The sequence below is a fragment of the Streptomyces sp. NPDC049970 genome (assembly GCF_040660235.1).
In the GTDB taxonomy this organism is placed as follows: Bacteria; Actinomycetota; Actinomycetes; order Streptomycetales; family Streptomycetaceae; genus Streptomyces.
Genome location: NZ_JBFALP010000008.1, coordinates 131227 through 154729 on the forward strand (window position 1 = coordinate 131227; position 23503 = coordinate 154729).

24 protein-coding genes are annotated in these 23503 nt (G+C 71.0%); 10 read left to right on the plus strand and 14 right to left on the minus strand.

Annotation, left to right across the window (positions count from 1 at the left end; genetic code table 11):
• Positions 1-15 precede the first annotated feature (15 nt).
• From AB0I83_RS17260 to AB0I83_RS17275, 4 genes are all read left to right on the plus strand, one after another.
• Positions 16-681, plus strand: a complete 666-nt coding sequence (locus AB0I83_RS17260) for an urease accessory UreF family protein (protein ID WP_363305120.1) — start codon at positions 16-18, stop codon at positions 679-681.
• Between the two features lie 41 nt (positions 682-722).
• Complete coding sequence (ureG, locus tag AB0I83_RS17265) at positions 723-1400, plus strand: urease accessory protein UreG (RefSeq protein ID WP_363305121.1); 678 nt, start codon at positions 723-725, stop codon at positions 1398-1400.
• Positions 1397-2182, plus strand: coding sequence for an urease accessory protein UreD (locus AB0I83_RS17270; protein WP_356532725.1), 786 nt, complete (start codon positions 1397-1399; stop codon positions 2180-2182). Before ureG ends, AB0I83_RS17270 begins: the two co-directional genes overlap by 4 nt.
• A 152-nt stretch (positions 2183-2334) precedes the next feature.
• A complete protein-coding gene (locus AB0I83_RS17275; RefSeq protein WP_363305122.1) occupies positions 2335-3915 on the plus strand; it encodes an alpha/beta hydrolase in 1581 nt (526 codons plus the stop codon).
• A gap of 97 nt (positions 3916-4012) precedes the next feature.
• Here AB0I83_RS17275 and AB0I83_RS17280 read toward each other — a convergent pair whose 3' ends face one another.
• Positions 4013-4723, minus strand: coding sequence for a lysophospholipid acyltransferase family protein (locus tag AB0I83_RS17280; protein WP_363305123.1), 711 nt, complete (start codon positions 4721-4723; stop codon positions 4013-4015).
• Between the two features lie 449 nt (positions 4724-5172).
• Between AB0I83_RS17280 and AB0I83_RS17285 the strand changes: the two genes are divergently transcribed.
• Together AB0I83_RS17285 and AB0I83_RS17290 are read left to right on the plus strand one after the other, a co-directional pair.
• Positions 5173-6456, plus strand: coding sequence for a peptidase (locus AB0I83_RS17285; protein WP_363305124.1), 1284 nt, complete (start codon positions 5173-5175; stop codon positions 6454-6456).
• 111 nt (positions 6457-6567) lie between these two features.
• Positions 6568-7098 (plus strand): 2'-5' RNA ligase family protein, encoded by a 531-nt coding sequence (locus tag AB0I83_RS17290; protein WP_363305125.1) that lies wholly within the window; start codon positions 6568-6570, stop codon positions 7096-7098.
• A 47-nt stretch (positions 7099-7145) separates the two neighbouring features.
• Here AB0I83_RS17290 and AB0I83_RS17295 read toward each other — a convergent pair whose 3' ends face one another.
• The 5 genes from AB0I83_RS17295 to AB0I83_RS17315 all read right to left on the minus strand — a co-directional run bounded on the left by AB0I83_RS17295 (position 7146) and on the right by AB0I83_RS17315 (position 11645).
• Positions 7146-7304, minus strand: a complete 159-nt coding sequence (locus AB0I83_RS17295; protein WP_033301001.1) for a hypothetical protein — start codon at positions 7302-7304, stop codon at positions 7146-7148.
• A 66-nt stretch (positions 7305-7370) separates the two neighbouring features.
• Complete coding sequence (locus tag AB0I83_RS17300; RefSeq protein WP_356532733.1) at positions 7371-8321, minus strand: cytochrome c oxidase assembly protein; 951 nt, start codon at positions 8319-8321, stop codon at positions 7371-7373.
• A gap of 111 nt (positions 8322-8432) precedes the next feature.
• Entirely contained in the window at positions 8433-9458 is a 1026-nt protein-coding gene (locus tag AB0I83_RS17305) for a 6-phosphofructokinase (protein ID WP_356532735.1), read from the minus strand.
• A gap of 185 nt (positions 9459-9643) precedes the next feature.
• A complete protein-coding gene (locus tag AB0I83_RS17310; RefSeq protein ID WP_356532737.1) occupies positions 9644-10372 on the minus strand; it encodes a glutamine amidotransferase in 729 nt (242 codons plus the stop codon).
• A 34-nt stretch (positions 10373-10406) separates the two neighbouring features.
• Entirely contained in the window at positions 10407-11645 is a 1239-nt protein-coding gene (locus tag AB0I83_RS17315; RefSeq protein ID WP_329035149.1) for a MurT ligase domain-containing protein, read from the minus strand.
• A gap of 114 nt (positions 11646-11759) precedes the next feature.
• Here AB0I83_RS17315 and def point away from each other — a divergent pair, with 114 nt between their 5' ends.
• Positions 11760-12311 (plus strand): peptide deformylase, encoded by a 552-nt coding sequence (def, locus tag AB0I83_RS17320; RefSeq protein ID WP_363305126.1) that lies wholly within the window; start codon positions 11760-11762, stop codon positions 12309-12311.
• A 38-nt stretch (positions 12312-12349) separates the two neighbouring features.
• On the opposite strand, the gene AB0I83_RS17325 is transcribed toward def, so the two are convergent.
• Positions 12350-13000, minus strand: coding sequence for a TetR family transcriptional regulator (locus tag AB0I83_RS17325; RefSeq protein ID WP_356532741.1), 651 nt, complete (start codon positions 12998-13000; stop codon positions 12350-12352).
• Between the two features lie 173 nt (positions 13001-13173).
• Between AB0I83_RS17325 and AB0I83_RS17330 the strand changes: the two genes are divergently transcribed.
• Positions 13174-14400 carry an acyl-CoA dehydrogenase family protein gene (locus tag AB0I83_RS17330; protein WP_356532742.1) on the plus strand — a complete coding sequence of 409 codons (1227 nt, stop codon included), beginning with the start codon at positions 13174-13176 and terminating at the stop codon, positions 14398-14400.
• A gap of 55 nt (positions 14401-14455) precedes the next feature.
• Here AB0I83_RS17330 and AB0I83_RS17335 read toward each other — a convergent pair whose 3' ends face one another.
• From AB0I83_RS17335 to AB0I83_RS17345, 3 genes are read right to left on the minus strand one after another with little or no spacing between them, the layout of a single operon-like run.
• Complete coding sequence (locus tag AB0I83_RS17335; RefSeq protein WP_356532743.1) at positions 14456-14947, minus strand: glutathione peroxidase; 492 nt, start codon at positions 14945-14947, stop codon at positions 14456-14458.
• A gap of 46 nt (positions 14948-14993) precedes the next feature.
• Complete coding sequence (locus tag AB0I83_RS17340; protein WP_356532745.1) at positions 14994-15530, minus strand: GNAT family N-acetyltransferase; 537 nt, start codon at positions 15528-15530, stop codon at positions 14994-14996.
• 19 nt (positions 15531-15549) lie between these two features.
• A complete protein-coding gene (locus tag AB0I83_RS17345) occupies positions 15550-16131 on the minus strand; it encodes an XRE family transcriptional regulator (protein WP_363305127.1) in 582 nt (193 codons plus the stop codon).
• Positions 16132-16276: 145 nt separating this feature from the next.
• Here AB0I83_RS17345 and AB0I83_RS17350 point away from each other — a divergent pair, with 145 nt between their 5' ends.
• Entirely contained in the window at positions 16277-16708 is a 432-nt protein-coding gene (locus AB0I83_RS17350; protein ID WP_356840707.1) for a hypothetical protein, read from the plus strand.
• On the opposite strand, the gene AB0I83_RS17355 is transcribed toward AB0I83_RS17350, so the two are convergent.
• Complete coding sequence (locus tag AB0I83_RS17355) at positions 16665-17996, minus strand: chloride channel protein (protein WP_363305128.1); 1332 nt, start codon at positions 17994-17996, stop codon at positions 16665-16667. The genes AB0I83_RS17350 and AB0I83_RS17355 overlap by 44 nt on opposite strands.
• A gap of 129 nt (positions 17997-18125) precedes the next feature.
• Positions 18126-19556, minus strand: a complete 1431-nt coding sequence (locus AB0I83_RS17360; RefSeq protein ID WP_363305129.1) for a DUF2252 domain-containing protein — start codon at positions 19554-19556, stop codon at positions 18126-18128.
• A gap of 174 nt (positions 19557-19730) precedes the next feature.
• On the opposite strand from AB0I83_RS17360, the gene AB0I83_RS17365 reads away from it, so the two are divergent.
• A complete protein-coding gene (locus AB0I83_RS17365) occupies positions 19731-19964 on the plus strand; it encodes a DUF6011 domain-containing protein (protein WP_356532750.1) in 234 nt (77 codons plus the stop codon).
• Positions 19965-19982: 18 nt separating this feature from the next.
• Here the strand turns inward: AB0I83_RS17365 and AB0I83_RS17370 are convergent, their stop codons facing one another.
• Together AB0I83_RS17370 and AB0I83_RS17375 are read right to left on the minus strand one after the other, a co-directional pair.
• Complete coding sequence (locus AB0I83_RS17370; RefSeq protein ID WP_356532751.1) at positions 19983-20858, minus strand: acyl-CoA thioesterase II; 876 nt, start codon at positions 20856-20858, stop codon at positions 19983-19985.
• Positions 20859-20892: 34 nt separating this feature from the next.
• A complete protein-coding gene (locus tag AB0I83_RS17375; RefSeq protein ID WP_356532752.1) occupies positions 20893-23406 on the minus strand; it encodes a DUF3516 domain-containing protein in 2514 nt (837 codons plus the stop codon).
• Positions 23407-23503: the final 97 nt, after the last annotated feature.

The following is a 23503-nucleotide window of genomic DNA, read 5'->3' on the forward strand; positions in this document are numbered from 1 at the left end:
CACGGACCACACCTCATGACGACGCGCGCAGCCCTGCTCGTCCTCGCCGACGGCCGGTTCCCCGCCGGTGGCCACGCCCACTCAGGCGGCGCCGAGCCGGCCGTCAAGGCGGGACGGATCCGCGACGCCCGGGACCTGGCGGACTTCTGCCTCGGCAGGCTCCACACCACCGGTCTCACCTCGGCCGCACTCGCCGCGGCGGCGGCCCACGGCCTTGACCCCCTCGCCCTGGACGAGGCCGCCGACGCCCGGACCCCCTCACCCGCCCTCCGGGCCGTCGCGCGCAAGCTCGGCCGGCAGCTGATGAGGGCCGCCCGGGCGACCTGGCCCAGCCCCGAACTGACCGCGCTCGCCGCAGCCCTCCCGCGCGGTGCGCACCAGCCGGTCGTCCTCGGCCTCACGGCGCGCGCGGCCGGCCTCGGGCCCGAGGACGCGGCTCACTGGGTCGCCTACGAAACCGTCAGCGGCCCGGCCACCGCGGTCGTCCGGCTGCTCTCCCTGGACCCCTTCGAGGCCACCGCCGTCCTCGCCCGGCTCGCGCCCGCACTCGACCGGGTCGCCGACCAGGCGGCCGCAGCCGCACGACAGGGCATCGACGCCCTGCCCGCGGCGTCCGCGCCGATGCTCGACATCTCCGCGGAGGCCCACGCGGCCTGGCCGGTCAGGCTGTTCGCGTCCTGAACCGACGATCCCCCGCCCCGTCACCACCAGGAGCCGTACCCATGCACCTCGACCACGACCACAACGGCCCCGCTGCCGTCGGCGCCGACGCCGCACGCCCCGACGGCACCCGTCGCGCCCTGCGCATCGGCCTCGGCGGACCGGTGGGTTCCGGGAAGACGGCGACCGTCGCCGCCCTCTGCCGCGCCCTGCGTGACCGGATCTCCATCGCCGTCGTCACCAACGACATCTACACCCGCGAGGACGCGGCCTTCCTGCTTCGCAACGCCGTGCTGCCGCCCGAGCGCATCCAGGCCGTGGAGACGGGCGCCTGCCCGCACACCGCGATCCGGGACGACATCTCGGCCAACCTCGAAGCGGTCGAGGAACTCGAGGACTCCGTGGGGCCGCTCGACCTGATCCTGGTCGAGTCGGGCGGTGACAACCTCACCGCCACCTTCTCCAAGGGGCTCGTCGACGCGCAGGTGTTCGTGATCGACGTCGCGGGCGGCGACGACATCCCGCGCAAGGGAGGCCCGGGTGTCGCCACCGCCGACCTCCTCGTCGTCAACAAGACCGATCTCGCCCCCTACGTCGGTTCCGACCTGGGCCGGATGGCGCACGACGCCGCAGAACAACGCGGCGACCTGCCCGTGGTGTTCACCTCCCTGACCGCCGAGAACGGTGTCGCACCCGTCGCCGACTGGGTGCGGTCGCAGCTCGCCGCCTGGGTCGCATGAGCGTCTCGGCCACCGCCCGGATCACCGCGGTCGCCGACGGACGTGGCTCCACGGCGCTGCCCGTGCTCGAGAGCGAGGGTCCGCTCGCCCTGCGCCGGACCAGGTCGCCGGACGCCGCGTACGCGCGAGTCACCGTGATCGGCGCGATGAGCGCGCCCCTCGGCGGTGACCGGCTCGCCATCGAGGTGCGGGCCGGGGAAGGGGCGCGGCTGGCCGTGGACTCCGCCGCCGCCACCGTGGCACTGCCGGGTGCCGGCCCGGACGCGGTCCCCGCCTCGTACGACGTACGACTCGAGGTGGGGGAGGGGGCGGACCTGCGCTGGCTCCCCGAGCAGCTGATCTCGGCGAAGGGCAGCGCACTCGACATGACCACCCGCGTCGAGCTCGCCGCCACCGGGAGCCTTGTGCTGCGTGACGAGCAGATCCTCGGCCGGCACGGCGAGGCCACCGGGCGGCTCTCCAGCCGCCTGACGGTCCGTAGAGCCGGACGCCCGCTGCTCGACCAGCAGCTGGCGTACGGGCCGGACGCCCCGGGCGGCTGGGACGGCGCCGCCGTTCTCGGCGGCCACCGCGCCGTGGGGCAACTGCTCGTGGTCGACCCCGCTTTCGAGAAGGACCTGCCGGCGCCACGGTTGCTGGGCCCCACCGCGTCCCTCGCCCCGCTGGCCGGGCCCGCGGTCCTCGTGACGGCGCTCGCCGCCGACGCCCGGCTGCTCCGGGGGCTCCTGGACGACGCTCTGGAGGGGCTTCTCAAGGGATCAAGGTCCGCCCCGACGGCCTGAGTTCGCTCAGCGGGACAGGGTGCACCGGTTATTGGTTCGGTAAAGAAACAGGTGTACGCCCTTCTCTCGGCAACCTCACAGACGAAAGGATCTGCTGACGCACGCACAACCGCGCCGCCACCGGCGGCGCATCACGCAGGGGGAGGTTCCACTTGAGGCGCACAGCGGTGCTCGGTTCGGCCGGCACACTGATCGCGGGCACGCTCATAGCGGGTGCGATAGCCGCACCGGTCGCAGGTGCCGACGGTCGTCATCACCACGGCGACCGGGAGGCGCGCGGTGTACAGACGGCAGCCGCCCGGGCCGCGAAGGCCGGAATCGACTGGGCGGACTGTCCGGCGGACTGGGCGATAGCCGCACCCATCCAGTGCGGATGGGTCAGCGTTCCGCTCGACTACGCCGAGCCGAACGGCAAGAAGATCAAGCTCGCCGTCGACCGGCACGTCAGCACGGGCACGAAGGACGAGCGACAGGGCTCGCTGCTCTACAACCCCGGAGGCCCCGGCGGCTCCGGAATGGCGTTCCCGAAGCGCGTCGTCACCAAGAACCCCCTCTGGACGAAGACCGCGAAGGCGTACGACTTCGTCGGCTTCGACCCGCGCGGGGTCGGCCACTCGGCGCCGATCTCCTGCATCGACCCGCAGGAGTTCGTGAAGGCCCCGAAGGCCGACCCGGTGCCCGGCAGCGAGGCGGACAAGCGGGCCCAGCGCAAGCTGGCGGCCGAGTACGCCGACGGCTGCGCCGAGCGCAGCGGCGCGATGCTGCCGCACCTGACCTCGCTCAACACCGCACGCGACCTGGACGTCATCAGGGCCGCGCTCGGCGAGCAGAAGCTCAACTTCCTGGGTGTCTCCTACGGCACCTACCTGGGCGCGGTCTACGGCACGCTCTTCCCGTCGCACGTGCGCCGGATGATCGTCGACAGCGTCGTCGACCCCTCGAAGGACAACATCTGGTACGAGGCCAACCTCAACCAGGACGTCGCCTTCCAGACACGCTGGGACGACTGGAAGGCGTGGGTCGCGAAGAACGACGCCGCCTACCACATCGGTGACACGCCGGCGAAGGTCGAGCAGGCCTGGCTGACGCTGCGTGCGGCGGCCAAGAAGAACCCGATCGGCGGCGTCGTCGGCCCCGCCGAGCTCATCGGCTTCTTCCAGAGCGCGCCCTACTACGACTCCGCCTGGGCGCCCACCGCCCAGATCTGGAGCGACTACCTGGGCGGCGACACCCAGGGGCTGATCGACGCCGCGGGTCCCGACCTGTCGGACACCGCGGGCAACATCAGTGCGGAGAACGGCAACGCCGTCTACACCGCGGTCGAGTGCGCGGACGCCAAGTGGCCCACCAGCTGGAAGAAGTGGGACCGAGACAACAGCAGGCTGCACCAGGACAACCCGTTCATGACGTGGGCCAACGCCTGGATGAACCTGCCCTGTGCGACCTGGTCCGCCAAGCAGCAGACACCCCTGGAGGTGCGTACCGGCAAGGGTCTGCCGCCGGTGCTGATCGTGCAGTCCGAGCGTGACGCCGCCACTCCGTACGAGGGCGCCGTCGAATTGCACAAGCGCTTCAGGGGCTCCCGTCTCATCACCGAGAAGGGCGCCGGTTCGCATGGTGTGACCGGCCTGGTCAACCCCTGCGTCAACGAGCGGGTGGAGTCCTACCTGCTCACGGGCAAGACCGACAGGCACGATGTGACGTGCACCCCGCACGCCACGCCGAAGCCGTAACACCCCCTGACGTGAGCGGACGGCCGATGATTCCCGGCGGCCGTCCGCTCACCCCTGTCGCCACGCGGTCTCTCCGGGCGGGGGACGCGAATCGCTCTCAGCGGGGCCGGCGCGGGAACTTCCCGGGCTGATCGGCCTGCGGCGCCTTCGCCTTGACCGCGTACTCGTCGACGTACTCCTGCCCGGAGAGGCCGAGGACCGCGTACATGATCTCGTCCGTGACGGCGCGGATCGCGGCCTTCTGGTCCTCCAGACCGGCGAAGCGGGAGAAGTCGAGCGGCTCCCCGAACCGGATGGTGACGCGCTTGACCTTGGGCACCTTCTGGCCGGGCGGCTGGATCTCGAAGGTCCCGACCATCGCGCAGGGGATGACCGGCACCCCGGCCTTGATCGCCATCACGGCGACGCCGACCTTGCCCTTGTAGAGCCGTCCGTCGGGCGACCGGGTGCCCTCCGGATAGATGCCCAGCAGCTCGCCCTTGGCCAGCACCCCCAGCCCCTCACGGATGGCGGCCTGCCCCGCCTCCTTTCCCGACCGGTCCACGGGGATCTGGCCGATGCTGTGGAAGAAGGCGGCGGTCAGCTTCCCCTTGATGCCCGGGCCGGTGAAGTACTCGGCCTTGGCGAGGAACGTGATCCGGCGCTTGAGGATCGAGGGCATCAGGAAGTGGTCGGAGAAGGACAGGTGGTTGCCGGCGACGATGGCCGCACCGTCGTCGGGGATGTGTTCCAGCCCTTCGATACGGGGCCGGAAGGTCAGCCGAAGCAAGGGACCCAGCACGACGTACTTCAGGACGTAATAGAACACAGCTTCTCTCCTAGCCTTCTTGGCCGGACCGGTGGCCGCGTCCCGCCGGTTCACGCACGGTGTTGCCGTCCTCGCCGACCCGCCTGGGCGGCCGGCCCGGGCCGTGTCCGGTCGGACAGCTGTCGACTCCTCGCCGGTGCACCCCGACGCGCCCCGGCCGGTGTGCTCCGGCATCGCTCCCGGATGATCGATCGTAGCCCTGTTCCATGTGCCTCCGAGGTGCCGAGGAGCAGTCTCTGATGCGCTATCACCTGCCCGCCCGGCCGGGTGATCAGACCTCGGTGCGCCGGCCGTCCCGCGAGGCCGGTCGGGGGTCCTGGCAGCGGGCCCGTGCCATTCGGACGCGTGGTGGGTACAACCGATCGGCTTCCGCGTACGTCTCCAACTCGTGCAAGTGTTTTGCCGGAGACGGCATTTCGTCCACCGCACGCCATGACGAGGGATCTTCCATGACTCACACCCTTCCCGGCCGCCGCCTCTCGCGCACCGCGGTCGGTGTACTCGCCGCCGCCGCGCTGACCGGACTCGGATCCGTGCCCGCCGTCGCCGCGGAACCCGACCTCGGGATCGGGCCGCTCGCGCCGATCACGGGTGCGCAGCCCGGCAGCGGTGTCGACGTGCCGTTCTCGGTGCTGAACAAGGGCACCGACGAGGTGGGGAAGGTGTGGGTGACGTACGCCGTCACCTCGGGTCTCGCGGCGGCGGACTCCTACGCGAACTGCGCGTACTCGACGGTGCCGTCGCACGACGAGGCCCCGGAGAGGGACCTCGCCGTGTGCGCCTTCGACCAGCCGCTGAAGCCGGGTGTCGTGTACGTGCCGGACCAGCCGCTCGGGCTCAAGGCGCTGGACAACGCGCTGTACGACAACGTCTCGATGACTGTGGGTGCCACGGAGCCCGGACCGTCCGACGGCGGCGGCACGGAGCCCGTGCCCGGCACGGGCGCCCCGCTGAAACTGGTCGAGAAGGCCCCGGCGACCGACGACGACCGGGCGAGCCATGCCGAGGCCTCCGCGTCCGCCGACGTCACCGCGGTCAACTCGGCCGACTTCGCGCTGACCGGTGCCGAGCTCGAGGGCAGGGCCGGCGACAAGGTCACCGCGACGGTGGAGTTCGTCAACGAGGGCCCGGCCTGGGTCTACCGCGAGGCGGGGCAGGGGGCGGCGACCGTCGACGTCCGGATCCCGTCCGGGACCACGGTGGTGAAGGCGCACGACTACTGCAGCCCGGTCACCAGGACGCACTACACCTGCGGAACCTCGCAGTCCTGGGTGAACGAGACGCGGGGTGAGAAGTACACCTTCGTCCTGCGGATCGACAAGGCCGTCGAGGGCGCGACCGGGAAGGTCTCCTTCACCGGGGCGGCCAGGCCCTTCGACAGGAACGCGGCCAACGACACCGCCGAGATCGTGGTCAACGGCGGTTCCGGCACGACGGGCGGTTCGGGTGGTTCCACTGCCGGTGGTTCGTCGGCAGGCGGTTCCTCGACGGCCGGTTCCTCGGCCGCCGGTTCGTCGTCCACGTCCGGTGGTGCCAGTTCCGGAGGCTCCGCGTCCGGGGGCTCCACGTCCGGGGGCTCCGCGTCCGGTGGTTCCGGCCAGGGGACGACGGACGGCGCCCTCGCGGCGACCGGCTACGACACGCTCCCCGTGGTGGGCCTGTCCGCGGCGGCGCTGATCGCGGGCGGCGGACTCCTCCACGCCTTCCGCAAGCGCGCGGCTGCCGGTAGCTGACCGTACGGACGACACCGTCACGGCCGGTGCGGGGTTGCGGGATGGGGCCCCCGCACCCCGCACCGGCCGTTGGCCACGCCACCCGCCGCGGCACGGCCGTAGGCTTCACCCGTGCACAGTGTGGAGCTGCTGCCGGACGAGCGCACCGAGACGGCCGTCCGCGACGTATGGGCGCGACTGGCGCGGGCGGGGCTGCCCAGCATGGCCGCGCACCGGCACCCGACGAACCGCCCGCACCTCACCCTCGCCACCGCGGAGATCCTCCTCCCGGAGACGCGCGCACGGCTGGGGGAGGCACTTGCGGTGCTGCCCGTGCCACTGCGCCTGGACGGGCTCGTACGGTTCACGGGCCGGAGGCAGGTGCTCGCCTGGGCGGTCAGGCCCGACGAAGCGCTGCTGCGCCTGCACGAGACGGTGTGGCACATCCTGTGCGGGTCACCTGGCAGCGGCCCGCCCGATCCGCTCCTCGACCCCGCGCGCTGGGTCCCCCACTTCACCCTGGGCCGGGGTCGCGACATGCCCCCGGACGTCTCCGACGCCGAAGTGTTCCCCCCGGCGCCCGGCAGCGTCCTCACCGGTCGGTGGACCGGTGCCCGCTGCTACGACTCGGTCACCCGCACCACCGGCCCGCCTGCCGGGTGAGCCGCACCCGGCCCATCCCGCACGGGGCGGAACCCGTGCGGCCCGCCTCAGGTGTCCCGGGTGGCGACCATCCCCAGGGTGGCCAGTCCCAGGACCACCCAGCCGAACCAGAGCCAGCCGTTGCTCCCCAGGGCCACCGTGTACGCGGTCACCGCGACCAGCGTGCCGACAGTGAGCACTCCCATGGTCTTCGTGGATCCAGGCATGAGCGCACGCTCCTCACCGGCCGCACGGCCGTTGAAGCCATGGTCACCCCTCCCACACCCCCACCGCTACTGCCCGCGCGCCTGCAATGAGGCCAGATAGGCGTTGTACGCCTTCAGCTCCTGGTCGCCGTCACGGTCGGCGGCACGGTCCGAGCGCTTGGCCGTCCGCTGCTCGGAGCGGTACCACTGGAAGACCAGCGCGATCAGCACCAGCACGGACGGGATCTCACTGAACGCCCAGGCGATGCCTCCCGCCACCGTCTGATCACTCAGCGCGTCCACACCGAGGGAGGCCGGCGGGTTCTCATAGACCTTCACCATCGGCTGGCTCGCCATCATCAGGGCGATGCCGAAGAACGCGTGGAACGGCATCCCCGCGAAGAGCTCCAGCATCCTCATCACGTAACCGGGCCGGTGAGGTCCCGGGTCGACCCCCATGATCGGCCAGAAGAACACCAGGCCGACCCCGAGGAAGTGCACCATCATCGAGAGGTGGCCGGTCGTGGATCCCATCAGGAAGTCGAACAACGGGGTGAAGTAGAGCGCGTACAGGCTCGCGATGAAGAGCGGGATCGTGAACGCCGGATGCGTGACGACCTTCATGTAGCGGCTGTGCAGCAGCATCAGCAGCAGTTCGCGCGGCCCGGTGCGTCCCCGGCCGGCGACCGGCAGGGACCGCAGCGCCAGCGTCACCGGGGCGCCCAGCAGGAGCAGGATCGGCGAGACCATGCTGATCACCATGTGCTGCACCATGTGCACGCTGAACATGACCATGCCGTAGTCGTTGAGTCCGGTGCACATCACCAGGGCGATGGAGAGCACGCCGAGGACGAAGAAGACGATCCGGTTCACCGGCCATCCGTCGCCCCGGCCCCGCAGCCGCACGACTCCGTACGCGTACAGGACGAGCGCGGCGACGCAGCCGATCAGGAAGAACGGGTCCGCCGAGAACTCGAGCCCCCGTCCCAGCGTGAACGGCGGCAGATCCATGTTCATGCCGTGCCCGCTGTGATCCATCTGTTCACTCCCGCTGGGGACGTCCCCGTTTCGTGCCTGTTGTCCGGACCAGACTAGAACCGCCCCCGGCCGCTGATGCGGCCGGGGGCGGTTCACGGGGCGTCGCGAAGGTCAGAGGACGACCTGTGCCTCGGCGTAGCGCTCGGCCGGGACCGTCTTGAGGGTCTCCACGGCCGCCGCCAGCGGAACCATCGTGATGTCCGTGCCGCGCAGCGCCGTCATCATGCCGAACTCGCCGCGGTGGGCGGCCTCCACCGCGTGCCAGCCGAAGCGGGTCGCCAGGACACGGTCGTACGCGGTCGGGGTGCCGCCGCGCTGGACGTGGCCCAGGATCACGGGGCGGGCCTCCTTGCCCAGGCGCTGCTCCAACTCCCCGGAGAGCTGCGTGGCCACGCCGGCGAACCGCTCGTGACCGTAGATGTCCTTGGTGCCCTGGTTGAACTCCATCGAGCCCGCGCGGGGCTTGGCGCCCTCCGCCACCACGACGATTGCGAACTTCTTGCCGTCCGAGAAGCGCCGGCCGACCAGTTCGGTCAGCTCCTCGATGTCGAAGGGCCGCTCGGGTACGACGATCGCGTGCGCCCCGGCCGCCATGCCGGAGTGCAGTGCGATCCACCCGGTGTGGCGGCCCATGACCTCGACGATCAGCACCCGCTGATGCGACTCCGCCGTCGTCTTCAGGCGGTCCAGGGCCTCGGTCGCGACTCCGACGGCCGTGTCGAAACCGAAGGTCACGTCGGTGGAGGCGATGTCGTTGTCGATGGTCTTGGGCACACCGACGATGGGCAGCCCCGCCTCGGAGAGCAGGTTGGCGGCCTTGAGCGTGCCCTCGCCGCCGATCGGGATGATCGCGTCCAGGCCGAGGTCGGTCACATGTCCCCTGGCGCGTTCCACCCCGTCACGCAGATGCGCGGGCTGGACGCGGGAGGAGCCGAGGATCGTGCCGCCGCGTGCGAGGATCCCCCCGACCGCGTCGAGGTCGAGCTTGCGGTAGTCGCACTCGAGGAGGCCCTTCCACCCGTCGTGGAAGCCGATGACCTCGTCGCCGTGGTCGACCACCGCGCGGTGCACGACGGAACGGATGACGGCGTTGAGGCCGGGGCAGTCGCCACCGGAGGTGAGCACACCAATTCGCATTGCCCGGGAAACCTTTGCAACGTGGGCCGACGCCGGACCACGTCGTCCGGTTGGATCCCCGCCACCCTACCGGCGCGGGGTGTCCGTACCGAACCCACTGTCCGACTGCTGGACGACGACCGAATGTACACCGGTCCCGCACACCATGGACCGGCCCGCGAACGGACCGGTCCGGACGCGGTGCGTCAGGCGGGCTGTGTCGCCGCCGCGATCCGCTCGGCGCGCAGCGCCTCGTACCAACGGTCGTCGCACGGCGGCAGGGCGTTCACGTCCAGTGCCAGCTTCAGCAGGTGGTCCGCGATCAGCGGGTTGCGTGCCAGCACCGGCCCGTGCATGTAGGTGCCGAAGACGGTGTCGTTGTACGCGCCCTCCGTGCCGTCACCCGTGCCGTTGCCCCCGCCGAACCGGACGCGGGCCAACGGGCGTGCCGACGGGCCGAGGTGGGTGATGCCCTGGTGGTTCTCGAAGCCGGTCAGGGGCGGCAGCCCCAGGTGCGGATCGATGTCACCGAGGACGTCGCCGACGCACCGGGCGCCCTCGCCCCGGGTGGAGACGACGTCGAGCAGCCCGAGGCCGGGCTCGCGCTCGCCGAGGTCGTTGATGAACTCGTGCCCGAGGATCTGGTAGCCCGCGCAGACCGAGAAGATGATCGCGCCGTTCGACGCGGCCCTGCTCAGCCCGCCGTCACGGCGCAGCCGTTCCGATGCCAGCCGCTGCGGCCGGTCCTCACCGCCGCCGATGAGGTAGATGTCGCCCGACGTCGGGATGGGCTGGTCGCTGCGTACGTCCACACGCGACACGTCGAGACCGCGCTGGCGTGCCCGGCGTTCCACCACCAGGGCGTTGCCCTGGTCGCCGTAGGTGCTGAGGAGGTCCGGGTAGACCCACACCAGCCGCAGGCTGTTGTTGCTCATGCTTCGTCCTCTCCGGGGGGAGCCCGCGCGGGGGTCAGTTGCCGACACGACGGCGCAGATCCTGGAAGGCGGTGTAGTTGGCGATGACCTCGATGCGACCGGGCGGAGCCATCTGGACGGCCTCGTCCAGGTTCTCGCAGACACGGAAGTCGAGTCCGGCCACCTCGAGCCGGACCGCCAGGTCCAGCTTGCGGTCACCGAGCACGAAGATCGGGTGACCGTACAGCTGTGTGTAGTCGACGTCCCACAGCCAGGAGGTGTCCGTGCCGTCGGCGCCGCGTGCGTTCACCGAGAGGATCACCGGGGTCGGCGGCGGGTCGATCAGGGAGAAGGTCTCCAGCCAGCCCGCCGGGTTCTTCGCCAGCAGGAGCCGGAGCTCACGGCCGAGGAAGGAGACGACGTCGTAGCGGCCCGCCACGGCCTGCACCTGGTACATGCGCTCCAGGGCGACCTGCGGCGGCACGCCGAAGACGGCGGCCACGGCCGCCGAGCTCGTGGCGTTGGCCTTGTTGGCCCGGCCGGGGAGCTGGAGGTGGATCGGCCACGCGGAACCGTGCGGGTCCAGGACGTAGTCGCCGTTCAGTGCCCAACTGGGCGCGGGGCGGCGGAAACCGCACTCGCCGCAGAACCAGTCGTCGCCGGGGCGCTGCATCACACCGCCGCACGACGGGCAGGACCAGGCGTCGTCCTTCCACGCCTGTCCCGCCGCGACCCACACCACGTTGGGGGAGGAGGAAGCGGCCCAGACGATCAGCGGGTCGTCGGCGTTGGCCACGATCACGGCCTTGGAGCCCGACAGGCCCTCACGCCACTTCTCGGCCAGCATCCGGGTCTCCGCCGCGCGGTCCAGCTGGTCGCGGGAGAGGTTGAGCAGCGCGATCACCTTCGGCGTCGTGTCGCGTGCCACACCCGCGAGGTACTTCTCGTCGACCTCGATCACGCCGTACCTGGCGTCCGAGCCGCCGGCCAGCGCGGAGGTGATCCCCGCCGGCATGTTGGCGCCGAGTGCGTTCGACACGACCGGGCCCGCGGCCCGGAGTGCCTCGGCGATCAGCCGGGTGGTGGTCGTCTTGCCGTTCGTCGCGGACACGAGAATCACGTCCAGGTGCTGCGCCAGCCGCCCGAGCAGGTCGGGGTCGAGCTTGAGCGCCACCCGGCCGCCGATCACCGATCCGCTGCCGCGCCCCGCAGCGCGCGACACCGCCGCCGCGGCCTTGCCCGCCGTCACGGCGAGCTTGGCCCGCGGCGACAACGGCTCCGTGTTGCCTGCCATCGTCCTAGATCCTCCTTGCGTAAGTCCGGGCCCAGCCTATCGATGTCCGGCGCGGCGACCGCACCTCGGCACCACGGCGAACGTGGAGGTCACGTGGAACGTACGCTTCTCCCCATGCGAAACCGCCCGATCCCCGGCAGTTCCGGACGCGTTCGCGCCATGAGCCTGTTGGGCGCGCCCGTGCTCCACAGCCCGTGCGAGGACGTCACCGACTTCGGCCCGTCGCTCGCCCGGCTGGTGGAGGACATGTTCGCCACCATGTACGCCGCGAACGGTGTCGGGCTCGCCGCGAACCAGATCGGCGTCCCGCTCAAGGTGTTCGTGTACGACTGTCCGGACGACGACGAGGTCCGGCACCTGGGTCATCTCGTCAATCCCGTGCTCGTCGAGGCGGACGGGATCACCGTACGCGGACCGGAGGGCTGCCTGTCGCTCCCGGGTATCGAAGCCGGCACCCCGCGCTTCGACCGCGCCGTGGTCGAGGGCAGGACCGTGACCGGCGAGCCGGTGGTGGTCACCGGCACCGGATGGTTCGCCCGCTGCCTCCAGCACGAGTGCGACCACCTCGAAGGCCGGGTCTACACGGACCGGCTGACAGGGCTGCGCCGGGCCAGGGCGCTCCGGGCCGCCCGGAAGGCCTCGTGGGGCCGTACGGGCACCGCCTGACGCCTCGCGCGGCTGGCCCCGCGGGCTCGGGGCGGAGCTCAGAAGCCCTGGCCGCCCGGCAGGTCGCCCGCCTCGGCCAGCCTGCCCCAGAGCAGGTCGGCGAGGCTGCGTACGAGCTGCTCGCGCGAGCACGGCCGGTCACCCAGCCACCAGTCGCCGGCCGCGTGCATCATGCCGACGATCCCATGTCCCCAGATGCGGGCCATCTGCTCGCTCTCGGGCCCGAGATCGACCCGTTCCACGATCACCTTGCCCAGTTCCTCGCCCAGCCGGCGCAGCAGCGGGGCGGAGTGCCGTCCGACGTCGAAGCCCTGCTCGGGGGAGGGCGCCGCGTCGTCGGACGGGTGCATCAGGAAGCGGTAGACCTGCGGACGGGCCTCGATCGCCGCGAGGTACGTGTCCAGGGTCGCCTCGACCCGCTCGCGCCGCTCGGACGGGGCGTCGAGCGCGGCCCGCAGGGCGCTCAGCAGGGCGTCGGTGTGGCGCTTGGCGAGGGCGCGGTAGAGGCCGCCCTTGTCGCCGAAGTGCCGGTAGAGGATGGGCTTGGTGATCCCGGCCTCCGCGGCGATCGCGTTCATCGACGCCTGGGGGCCGTCCCTGAGCACCACGCGGTCCGCGGCCTCCAGCAGTTCCCGGCGCCGCCGTTCCGCGGCGGTCCGCTGCCGTTCGGCCCCTCGTGCGGTCTCCATGTCGTTTCTCCCGCCCCACCCGGCTGTCCTGCGATCTCGTCATGCTCGGGCAACGTAACACCCTGCTCAGCCGTACGTTGATCCGCAGCTGACCGGTTGACAGAGGCTACTTGCTGGTAACAGACTGTTGTTACCGCTAGTAACGGGTTTATCCGGAAGTGCATGGAGGGAACATGGCCGAGTTCACGCTCGAGCTCAACGACGACCAGAAGCAGGTCCGTGACTGGCTGCACGGATTCGCCGCCGAGGTGATCCGGCCGGCCGCTTCGGAGTGGGACGAGCGTGAGGAGACGCCCTGGCCCGTCATCCAGGAGGCGGCCAAGGTCGGGATCTACTCCCTCGACTTCTACGCCCAGCAGTTCTTCGACCCTACGGGCCTCGGCATCCCCGTGGCCATGGAGGAGCTGTTCTGGGGCGACGCGGGAATCGCCCTGTCGATCGTCGGCACGGGCCTGGCCGCCGTCGGCGTGCTCGCCAACGGCACCGAGGAGCAGATCGGTACCTGGATCCCCCAGATGTACGGTGACGCCGCTGACGTGAAGCTGGCCGCCTTCTGCTCCTCCGAGCCGGACGCCGGCTCGGACGTGGCCTCGATGCGTACCCGCGCCGTGTACGACGAGGCCAAGGACGAGTGGGTGCTCAACGGCACCAAGACCTGGGCGACCAACGGCGGTATCGCCAACGTCCACGTCGTCGTCGCCGTCGTCGACCCCGAGCTCGGCTCCAAGGGCCACGCCTCCTTCATCGTCCCGCCGGCCACCCCCGGCCTCTCGCAGGGCCAGAAGTTCAAGAAGCACGGCATCCGCGCCTCGCACACCGCCGAGGTCGTCCTCGAGGACGTCCGTATCCCCGGCCACTGCCTGCTCGGCGGCAAGGAGAAGCTCGACGAGCGCCTCGCCCGTGCCCGCGAGCGCGCCAGGTCCGGCGGCGAGCGCGTCAAGAACGCGGCGATGGCCACCTTCGAGGCGTCCCGCCCGGCCGTCGGCGCCATGGCGGTCGGCACCGCCAGGGCCGCCTACGAGGTCGCCCTGGACTACGCCAAGACCCGTACCCAGTTCGGCCGCCCGATCATCGACAACCAGGGCGTCGCCTTCCAACTGGCCGACATGCGTACGCAGGTCGACGCGGCGCGGCTCCTGGTCTGGCGCGCCTCCTGGATGGCGAGCGCCGGGAAGCCGTTCACCGCGGCCGAGGGCTCGATGTCGAAGCTCTACGCGAGCGAGGCGGCCAAGACGGTCACCGCGCAGGCCGTGCAGATCCTCGGCGGGAACGGCTTCACCCGTGAGTACCCGGTCGAGCGCATGCACCGGGACGCGGCGATCTACACGATCTTCGAGGGCACGAGCGAGATCCAGCGCCTGGTGATCGCCCGCACCCTGTCCGGGATGCCGATCCGCTAGCGGCGACGAGGGGGGCGGACCGTGCTCACGGTCCGCCCCCCTCGCGCACTCCGTGCTACTTCTGCGGCAGGTTCGCCTCGATGGCCGCCACGACCTCGGGAGCCTCCGGCTCGGTACGCGGGCGGATGCGGGCGACAGGCTCGCCGGCCGGGGAGATCAGGAACTTCTCGAAGTTCCACTGGACGTCACCGGCCGCGCCCTCCGCGTCGCCGAGCTTCGTCAGCTCCGTGTACAGCGGGTGCCGGTCCTCGCCGTTGACGTCGATCTTCTCCAGCAGCGGGAAGCTGACCCCGTACGTCGTCGAGCAGAACGTCCGGATCTCCTCCGCGGTACCCGGCTCCTGGCCCGCGAACTGGTTGCAGGGCACGCCGAGCACGGTGAACCCGCGGTCGCCGTACTCCTTCTGGAGCCTCTCCAGGCCCGCGTACTGCGGAGTGAGGCCGCACTTGGAAGCGACGTTCACCAGCAGTACCGCCGAGCCCTCGTAGGCCCCCAGTGTCGTCGGCTCGCCGGTGAGCGTGCGGAGCGGGATGTCGTGCAGCGTCATGGGATGTCTCCTCGTCAGCGTGGCGTCGACCCCATTGTGGCGCGTCCTACGCGGAGGCCTGCGGCAGGCCGAGCGCCCGGTAGTAGAACGTGGTCGCCCTGAGCGTGCCGTGCGGGTCGGCCGCGTAGCCGGGGACGGAGCCGCACGGGGTCCAGCCCTCCGCGCGGTAGAGGTGCTCGGCGTCGCTCCCCGTCTCAGTGTCCAGGACCAGCAGGGTCAGCCCCTCCGAGAGCGCCCACTGTTCGACCGCCGCGAGCAGCGCCCGGCCGATTCCCCGGCCGCGGGCCGAGGGCCTGACCATGAGCTTCGCCACCTCCGCGCGGTGGCGGGCGTTGGGCAGCGCCGTCCTGACGAGGCCGATCGTGCCGGTCAGCCGCTCGTCGTCCCGGGCGATCCACACCTGATGGCGGCCCGACTCCACGGCTGCGGCCCGCTCCCGCCACCAGGCTGCCGCGGTCGCCCGCTCCACCGGCGCGAGGAATCCGACGGATGCCCCGCCCTCCACCGCCTCGATCAGCAGGGCGGCCAGTTCGTCGGCGTAGGTGACCAGTTCGGGGCCGGACACGGGGACGATCTCGGTCATGAAGCGGGTCCTTTCACAGTCAGGGCAGGACGGACATCAGGGCGTAGCGGACCGGGTCGGGGCCCGGGCAGTGGAAGTGGGAGGGGCCGGTCAGCCGGAAACGCAGGCAGTCGCCCCGGCGCACGGTGTGCGGCGTGCCGGCCACGGTGATCTCGACCGTGCCGTCGAGCACCCACACGTGCTGCTCCACTCCGGGCACGGGCGCGTTCTCGTAGGAGAGGCCGGCGCCGGCGTCGAGCGTGCCCTCGATGATCTCGGCACGCAGGCCCGGGTGCGGTGGTGAGACCGAGCGGCGTACGAACCCGGACAGCTCGTCCCGCCACACCGGCTGAGTCGCGGCCGTCACCAACGGGGGCGGTGCCTCCTCCACCTCCGTGAGCAGGCGGGACATGGTCCGCCCGTACGCCGTGCACAGCTGACCGAGCACGGTGGTGGTGGGGCTCAGTTCGCCGCGCTCCAGCCGCGACAGCGTCGAGCGGCTCACGCCGGCGCGGCGGGAGAGTTCATCCAGCGACCAGCCGCGTTCGGTGCGGAGCAGGCCCAGCCGCGCCGCGAGCCGGGCGTCGACGGAGTCCGCCACCGGGCCCCCTTCATCTCTCATCCAAGGGATCGTATCTCTGTCCAGGGATGAGGATCGCGATGCCCGTATGCCGAACGGGTGAGGGTGTGCCAGTGTGATAAAGGAGAGATAAGCCGCATTCCGGGACGTCTGTCCGGGTATCGGCCGAGGAGCCGAGGAGGCCGACATGGCTGGAAGCATGACTGGTTCGCGAACGGGGCACGACTCCGCCAGGAAGGGCAGAACCGCCGCGACCGGCTGGACCGTCTTCGCGGCGGTGATGATGATCTTCGGTGGGGCGATGGCCATCTTCGAGGGGATCGCCGCCATCGCCAAGGACGACCTGTTCGTCTCGACCAACAACTACGTGTTCCAGTTCAGCCTGACCGGCTGGGGCTGGGTGCACCTCATCCTGGGCATCGTCGTGGTCCTCGCCGGATGCGCCCTGTTCAGCGGTGCGCTCTGGGCGCGCGCCGTCGGTGTCCTGCTCGCCGGGCTCCTCGCGATCGCCAACTTCCTGTGGCTCCCGTACTACCCGTTCTGGTCCATCGTCCTCATCGCGATCAACGTCTTCGTCATCTGGGCGCTGTGCTCGCCGCAGAAGGACGCTCGAGCCTGAGCACCAGGACGTAGGAGACCACCACGGAGACGATCACGAGCGGCATCACGGTGATGCCCTCCGACCCCAGCATCAGCGTGGCCAGCAGCACCGATGTCATCGGCAGTCTGAGCATCGCCACGCACATGGCTCCGATGCCCATCGCGAAACCCGAGGTGGCGTTCAGACCGGGCAGGTGCGACATGGCCAGCCCGCCGGCCGCGCCCAGGAACATCGACGGGAAGATGGGGCCGCCCCTGAAGGCGCTCAGCGAAGCCGAATAGGCGAGCGCCTTGCAGACGATCAGGACCAGAAGGGTCCCCAGTGCGTACGTGGCGTCCTCGGCGAGCAGTCCGCCGAGGGCGTCCTGGCCCGAGTAGAGCACCTCGGACGCGTTCCTTCCGGTGCTCTCGGCGTAGAGGAGCGCGAGCACGCCGACGGTCAGGCCCATCACCACGGTCGCGAGCACCCGCCGCTGCTCGACCCGCTCCTGCAGGGAGAGCGACAACCGCCTGACGCCGGTGCCCACCAGGGCCGCCGCGACCCCCAGCGCGAGGGCCCAGCCGAACTCGGCGACGGTGGGCTGGGGGGTGTGCGGCACATGGGGGAGCACCAGGGAGTAGGTCCCCAGTCCGGTCCACGAACCGAGGCCGATGAAGATGAGTGACCCGATGCCCGACGCGAGAAGCCCGGGTACGAGCACGAGGCCGAGGGTCATCCCGGCGACGCCGGACGCCTCCATCAGCAGGAACGCGCCGAGCAGCGGCGACCCCAGCAGGGCGCTGACGGCGGCGAAGCTCCCCGCCGCCGCGACCAGGGCGCTCGCGCTCGGCTCGATTCCCGGCTTGAGCAGCCGTGCCGCGTACACGGCCAGCCCGCCGCCGAGTGCGATGAGCGGGGCCTCCGGGCCGAGCACCGCGCCGAGCCCCAGCGAAGCCAGAGCGGCGAGCGCGACCCCCGGGAGTTCCGCGGCTGTCGGGGCCCCCGTCTTCACGAACCCCTCGGCCGGCTTGTGCCCGCCCGTTCCCGGCAGGTGGCGCACGGCCAGTGCGGTCAGCAGACCCGAGATGGCCAGCAGGGGTACCGGCCACCAGGACGGTGTGCCGTAGAAGCCCAGGGCGCGGGGGAGATCGTCGTAGGTCAGGTCCTGCAGTTCGTGCACGAGTGCCAGGAACCCGAAGGCCGCCGCGGAGATGGGGACCCCGAGGACCGCCACCATGATCAGAAGTACCGCGTACCCCCGGGTGCGGATCACCGTGAGCGGATCCGGGGTGTCCGCGCCGGGTGTCCCGACCGGTTCGGCCGACATGGTCATGGTCTCCTCGGTGTCGGGTCCCGGCGGGGCGTAGCGCCCTGCCGGAGTCCACACGGTGATACCACGATGTCCGGTTATGTCCGAGGTGCACCCGCTGTCGGGGAGCGGCGAATCCCGGATCCGCTACTTCCTGCCCTCGCCGACCCCTGGGAGGCGGCCCGCCGCCACCGCGTCGGCCAGTGCCCGGTGGTCCCTCTCGTTCCGGTCGGCGTACAGCTCGGCGAACCTCTCGAGCGCCCGGTCGAACACGTCGCCGCGACCGAGATAGGCCGCGATCGCGATACGGTCCCCGGAACGGGCGTGAGCACGGGCCAGCGTCGTCCCGCACAGCTCCCCGAAGGCCGACATGTCACGCGGCACCATGAGTTCCGGTTCGGCGATGCCCTTCCAGTCGCGGAGCTGGCGCACGTAGAAGTCCCGGCGCTTCCCGTCGAAGCCGTCCACCCGTTCCCAGCCCAGGAAGATGTCACCGGCGGCCTGCATCAGGCGCTGGCCGGCCACCACCCGTTCGCCCTGGTTCCGGTAGGCACTCGCCCCCGCGTACGGCGCCAGTACGGACGTGTCCGCCTCCTTGGCCTGGAGGAAGAGCGGGTCACCGCCGTCCCTGCCCAGCAGCAGGATGATCCAGCAGCGCGTCCCCACGCTGCCCACACCCACCACCTTGCGTGCCATGTCCACGGGCTCGAAGTCGGCGAGCAGGGCCCGCCGGTCCGAGGGGAGGCTGCGCCCGTATCGCCGCAGCAGCTTCCTGAACTGCCCCTCGGTCGCCCGGCGTTCGGCGTCGGGCAGCAGGTCGGCGACGGGCACGAGCAGGGGCGGGTCCGCGGCGATCCGGAGCCGGCCCCCCGAGACGTCGGTCAGTTTCTCGAAGGCCTGGAGGCTGTCCCGGGTGCGGGCCTTGGCCGTCGCCCTCGCCACACGTTTGCGGCCCGGTGCCGCGAGTCTGCTCCCGGCGGCGGCCCTGAGCCGGTCCACGTCGATCTTCGTGTACCAGACATCGAGATTGCGCATCTCCGCGAACCGGGCCATCGACTCCCGGTACGACCGCACGGTGGCCCGCACGACGCGGGCACGCTCCCTGTCCGAGAAGCCGTTGGCGCGCCCCGCGATGACGAGGCTGACCGCCAGCCGCTTGACGTCCCACTCCCAGGGCCCGGGCAGCGTCTCGTCGAAGTCGTTGATGTCGAACAGCAGATTGCGTTCGGGCGAGGCGAGCAGCCGGAAGTTCAGCAGGTGGGCGTCACCGCACAGCTGCGCCCTGATCCCGGAGTCAGGCGTCCCCGCCAGGTCGGAGGCCATGATCGCCGCGGCGCCCCGGTAGAAGCGGAACGGCGATTCCGTCATCCGCCCGTACCTGATCGGGACGAGTTCCGGCACCCTGGCCGCCGACTGGGCCACCAGGAGCGCCAGCGGGTCCTGGCGGTCCGCCGGTGACTCGTACAGCTCATGGCTGGACCGGGGTGTCCGTTTGCGGGCCGCCCGGCCGAAAGCCGCCCGCTCCTGCGGTGTGGCGCCCGGTACGGCACGGAGCGGTGAGGTGTGTTCCTGGGGCATGGCGGCCCTCCTGCCTGCGCGCGAGGCCGTGCGGGCGGCCTGCCCGTGGCCTGCCTCCCATCATCCAGGTCCGGGCCGCTTCCGGCCGCTCGGGCGGGGTGCGGCGGCAGCCTGCGGAGAGGGTGCCGGCCACGGCGCGGGGCGTCGGCCGCACGCCTTTGAGAGGATCCGTACGTGGAATCCCCCGAGCCCCCTCCCGAACTCTTCCCCGGACCGCAGCAGCCGGAGGCCGGCCGCCGCGAGGTCCGCCGCCCGGTGCGGTGCGCCCTGTGCGGACGACCCCTCACCGGTGCCGAGTCGCGCCGCACCGGGCTCGGTCCCGCCTGTGACGCCAAGCTCCACCCCGCGGGCCCGGACATCCGGACCCGCCGGCACGAGGTGGAGCAGGACCCGCTGCCCGGCACCTGAACGACCGGAAGCGGCGCGCTACGCCCCTTCAAGGCGCCGGAACAACCCCTCCTGCACCACCGACACCAGCAACTGCCCCTGTCGGTCGTAGATCCGGCCCCTGGCCAGCCCGCGGCCACCCGTGGCGATCGGCGACTCCTGGTCGTACAGGAACCACTCGTCCGCCCGGAACGGCCGGTGGAACCACATCGCGTGGTCCAGCGAGGCCATGTCGAAGCCGCGCGGCCCCCACAACGGCTCCACCGGGATCCGCACCGCGTCCAGCAGCGTCATGTCGCTCGCGTACGTCAGGGCGCAGGTGTGCACGAGCGGGTCGTCGCCCAGCGGGCCGACCGCACGCATCCACACCGCGCTGCGCGGGTCCGCGTCCTTGATCTCCTCCCGCGTCCAGCGCAACCGGTCGACGTAGCGGATGTCGAAGGGCTGGCGCCGCGCCATCCGCTCCAGAGCCTCCGGCAGCCCGCCCAGGTGCTCGCGCACCTCGTCGGCGACCGTCGGCAGCTCGTCCGGGTCCGGCACGACTCGGGCCGGCGGCAGCTGATGCTCGAAGCCCGCCTCCTCGGGGCGGTGGAAGGACGCCGTCAGATCGAAGATCGTCCGGCCCTGCTGCACGGCCGTGACCCGGCGCGTGGTGAAGGACCTGCCGTCCCGCACCCGCTCCACGTCGTACACGATCGGCACACCCGGGCGGCCGGGCCGCAGGAAGTACGCGTGCAGCGAGTGCACCGGACGGTCCCCGTCCGTGGTGCGGCCGGCCGCGACCAGCGCCTGGCCCGCGACCTGGCCGCCGAAGACCCGCTGCAGGGACTCCTCGGGGCTGCGGCCGCGGAAGATGTTGACCTCGATCCGCTCCAGGTCGAGCAGATCGACCAGGCTCTCGGCGGGGTTCGTCATGCGGTTGCTCTCCACTCTCCTGGCCGGCGCGCCGTCACAGCCGGCCCACGGCCGTGACCCGGACGACTGCCCGGCCCTCCTCGTCGGAGGCCGCCAGATCGACCTCCGCACGGATTCCCCAGTCGTGGTCCCCGGCCGGGTCGGCGAACGCCTGCCACACCCGCCACAGACCGTGCTCCAGGTCCTCGTCGATCTTCAGGAGCTTCGGGCCGCGTGCGTCCGGACCCGTGCCCAGGTCCTCGTGCTCGTCCCAGTAGCCGTCCATCGCCTCGCCCCACGCCTCCTCGTCCCAGCCCGAGTCGCCGTCGAGCTCGCCCAGGTCGCGGACCCGGTCCAGCGCGGCCAGCTCCACCCGGCGGAACATCGCGTTGCGCACCAGGACCCGGAAGGCGCGGGCGTTCGCCGTGACCGGCTTGACCTCGTCGGCCCGCTCCTGCGCCTGCTCCGCGGTCTCCACCTCAGGATTCGCCAGCTGCTCCCACTCGTCCAGCAGGCTGGAGTCCACCTGGCGCACCATCTCGCCGAGCCAGGCGATCAGGTCCTCCAGGTCCTCGGACTTCAGGTCGTCGGGGATGGTGTGCTCGAGCGCCTTGTACGCACTCGCCAGATAGCGCAGCACGATGCCCTCGGTGCGGGCCAGCTCGTAGTTCGACGTGAACTCCGTGAACGTCATGGCCCGTTCGTACATGTCCCGGATGACCGACTTCGGGGACACCGGGTGGTCGCCGACCCACGGGTGGCTCGTGCGGTACACGTCGTACGCGTGCCAGAGCAGCTCGCTCAGCGGCTTCGGGTACGTGACCTCCTGGAGTCGCTCCATCCGCTCCTCGTACTCGACGCCGTCCGCCTTCATCTGCCCGACGGCCTCGCCCCGCGCCTTGTTCTGCTGGGCCGCGAGAATCTGCCGCGGATCGTCGAGCGTCGACTCGACCACGGAGACCATGTCCAAGGCGTACGAAGGGGATTCCGCGTCCAGCAGCTCGAACGCGGCCAGCGCGAAGGTCGACAGCGGCTGGTTGAGCGCGAAGTTCTGCTGGAGGTCGACGGTGAGCCGCACGATCCGGCCCTCGGCGTCCGGCGTGTCGAGCTGCTCCACCACACCGCCGTCGAGCAGCGACCGGTAGATCGCGATGGCCCGCCGGATGTGCCGCAGCTGGGCCCGGCGCGGCTCGTGGTTGTCCTCCAGCAGGTGGCGCATCGCCTCGAACGCGTTGCCCGGCCGGGCGATCACCGACAGCAGCATGGTGTGCGTGACCCGGAATCGGGAGGTCAGCGGCTCCGGATCCGAGGTGATCAGCTTGTCGAAGGTGGTTTCAGACCAGGCGACGAAGCCCTCAGGAGCCTTCTTGCGGACCACCTTGCGCTTCTTCTTGGGGTCGTCGCCCGCCTTCTTGACGGCCTTCTCGTTCTCGATGACGTGCTCGGGGGCCTGCGCCACGACGAAGCCCGCCGTGTCGAAACCGGCCCGGCCGGCCCGCCCGGCGATCTGGTGGAACTCCCGGGCGCGCAGCGTACGCACCCGGGTGCCGTCGTACTTGGTGAGGGCGGTGAACAGCACCGTACGGATGGGGACGTTGACGCCGACCCCGAGCGTGTCCGTCCCGCAGATCACCTTCAACAGGCCCGCCTGCGCCAGCTTCTCGACGAGCCGGCGGTACTTGGGGAGCATCCCGGCGTGGTGCACCCCGATCCCGTGGCGCACGTAACGGGAGAGGTTCTGGCCGAACTTGGTGGTGAAGCGGAAGCTGCCGATCAGGTCGGCGATCTTCTCCTTCTCCTCCTTCGTGCACATGTTGATGCTCATCAGCGACTGCGCGCGCTCCACGGCCGCGGCCTGCGTGAAGTGCACGATGTAGACCGGTGACTGCCTGGTGTCGAGCAGTTCGGTGAGCGTCTCGGTGATCGGCGTCAGCCGGTACTCGTAGCTGAGCGGGACCGGACGCGTCGCCGAGCGCACCACGGAGGTGGGGCGTCCGGTGCGGCGGGTCAGGTCCTCCTCGAACATCCTGACGTCGCCGAGCGTCGCCGACATCAGGACGAACTGGGCCTGCGGCAGCTCCAGGATCGGGATCTGCCAGGCCCAGCCGCGGTCCTGCTCGGCGTAGAAGTGGAACTCGTCCATCACCACCTGGCCGATGTCGGCGTACCTGCCGTCACGCAGCGCGATCGACGCGAGCACCTCGGCGGTACAGCAGATCACCGGGGCGTCGGCGTTGACCGACGCGTCGCCGGTCAGCATGCCGACGTTCTCCGTGCCGAAGAGCTTGCACAGGTCGAAGAACTTCTCCGAGACCAGCGCCTTGATCGGCGCGGTGTAGAACGTGACCTTGTCCTGGGCCAGCGCCGTGAAGTGCGCACCCGCCGCGACCAGGCTCTTCCCCGAACCGGTGGGGGTGGAGAGGATCACGTTCGCTCCGGAGACCACCTCGATCAGCGCCTCCTCCTGAGCCGGATAGAGGGTGATGCCCTGCGATTCCGTCCATGACGAGAATGACTCGAAGAGGGCGTCCGGGTCGGCGGTCGGGGGGAGCTGATCGATAAGGGTCACGTCCCCATCTTGCCTGTCTCCTGCCCGGATGAGGGAACCGGAGGACCGCGCGAAGATCACGGACGATACGCTGCCCACTCAACTCGGCCGCCTCGCA

Coding starts and splice junctions, on each gene's coding strand:
- AB0I83_RS17260 (WP_363305120.1), top strand. CDS start 16: ATGACGACGCGCGCAGCCCTGCTCGTCCTCGCCGACGGCCGGTTCCCC.
- ureG (WP_363305121.1), top strand. CDS start 723: ATGCACCTCGACCACGACCACAACGGCCCCGCTGCCGTCGGCGCCGAC.
- AB0I83_RS17270 (WP_356532725.1), top strand. CDS start 1,397: ATGAGCGTCTCGGCCACCGCCCGGATCACCGCGGTCGCCGACGGACGT.
- AB0I83_RS17285 (WP_363305124.1), top strand. CDS start 5,173: ATGACTCACACCCTTCCCGGCCGCCGCCTCTCGCGCACCGCGGTCGGT.
- AB0I83_RS17295 (WP_033301001.1), bottom strand. CDS start 7,304: ATGCCTGGATCCACGAAGACCATGGGAGTGCTCACTGTCGGCACGCTG.
- AB0I83_RS17300 (WP_356532733.1), bottom strand. CDS start 8,321: ATGGATCACAGCGGGCACGGCATGAACATGGATCTGCCGCCGTTCACG.
- AB0I83_RS17305 (WP_356532735.1), bottom strand. CDS start 9,458: ATGCGAATTGGTGTGCTCACCTCCGGTGGCGACTGCCCCGGCCTCAAC.
- AB0I83_RS17310 (WP_356532737.1), bottom strand. CDS start 10,372: ATGAGCAACAACAGCCTGCGGCTGGTGTGGGTCTACCCGGACCTCCTC.
- AB0I83_RS17315 (WP_329035149.1), bottom strand. CDS start 11,645: ATGGCAGGCAACACGGAGCCGTTGTCGCCGCGGGCCAAGCTCGCCGTG.
- def (WP_363305126.1), top strand. CDS start 11,760: ATGCGAAACCGCCCGATCCCCGGCAGTTCCGGACGCGTTCGCGCCATG.
- AB0I83_RS17325 (WP_356532741.1), bottom strand. CDS start 13,000: ATGGAGACCGCACGAGGGGCCGAACGGCAGCGGACCGCCGCGGAACGG.
- AB0I83_RS17330 (WP_356532742.1), top strand. CDS start 13,174: ATGGCCGAGTTCACGCTCGAGCTCAACGACGACCAGAAGCAGGTCCGT.
- AB0I83_RS17335 (WP_356532743.1), bottom strand. CDS start 14,947: ATGACGCTGCACGACATCCCGCTCCGCACGCTCACCGGCGAGCCGACG.
- AB0I83_RS17340 (WP_356532745.1), bottom strand. CDS start 15,530: ATGACCGAGATCGTCCCCGTGTCCGGCCCCGAACTGGTCACCTACGCC.
- AB0I83_RS17345 (WP_363305127.1), bottom strand. CDS start 16,131: ATGAGAGATGAAGGGGGCCCGGTGGCGGACTCCGTCGACGCCCGGCTC.
- AB0I83_RS17350 (WP_356840707.1), top strand. CDS start 16,277: ATGGCTGGAAGCATGACTGGTTCGCGAACGGGGCACGACTCCGCCAGG.
- AB0I83_RS17355 (WP_363305128.1), bottom strand. CDS start 17,996: ATGTCGGCCGAACCGGTCGGGACACCCGGCGCGGACACCCCGGATCCG.
- AB0I83_RS17360 (WP_363305129.1), bottom strand. CDS start 19,556: ATGCCCCAGGAACACACCTCACCGCTCCGTGCCGTACCGGGCGCCACA.
- AB0I83_RS17370 (WP_356532751.1), bottom strand. CDS start 20,858: ATGACGAACCCCGCCGAGAGCCTGGTCGATCTGCTCGACCTGGAGCGG.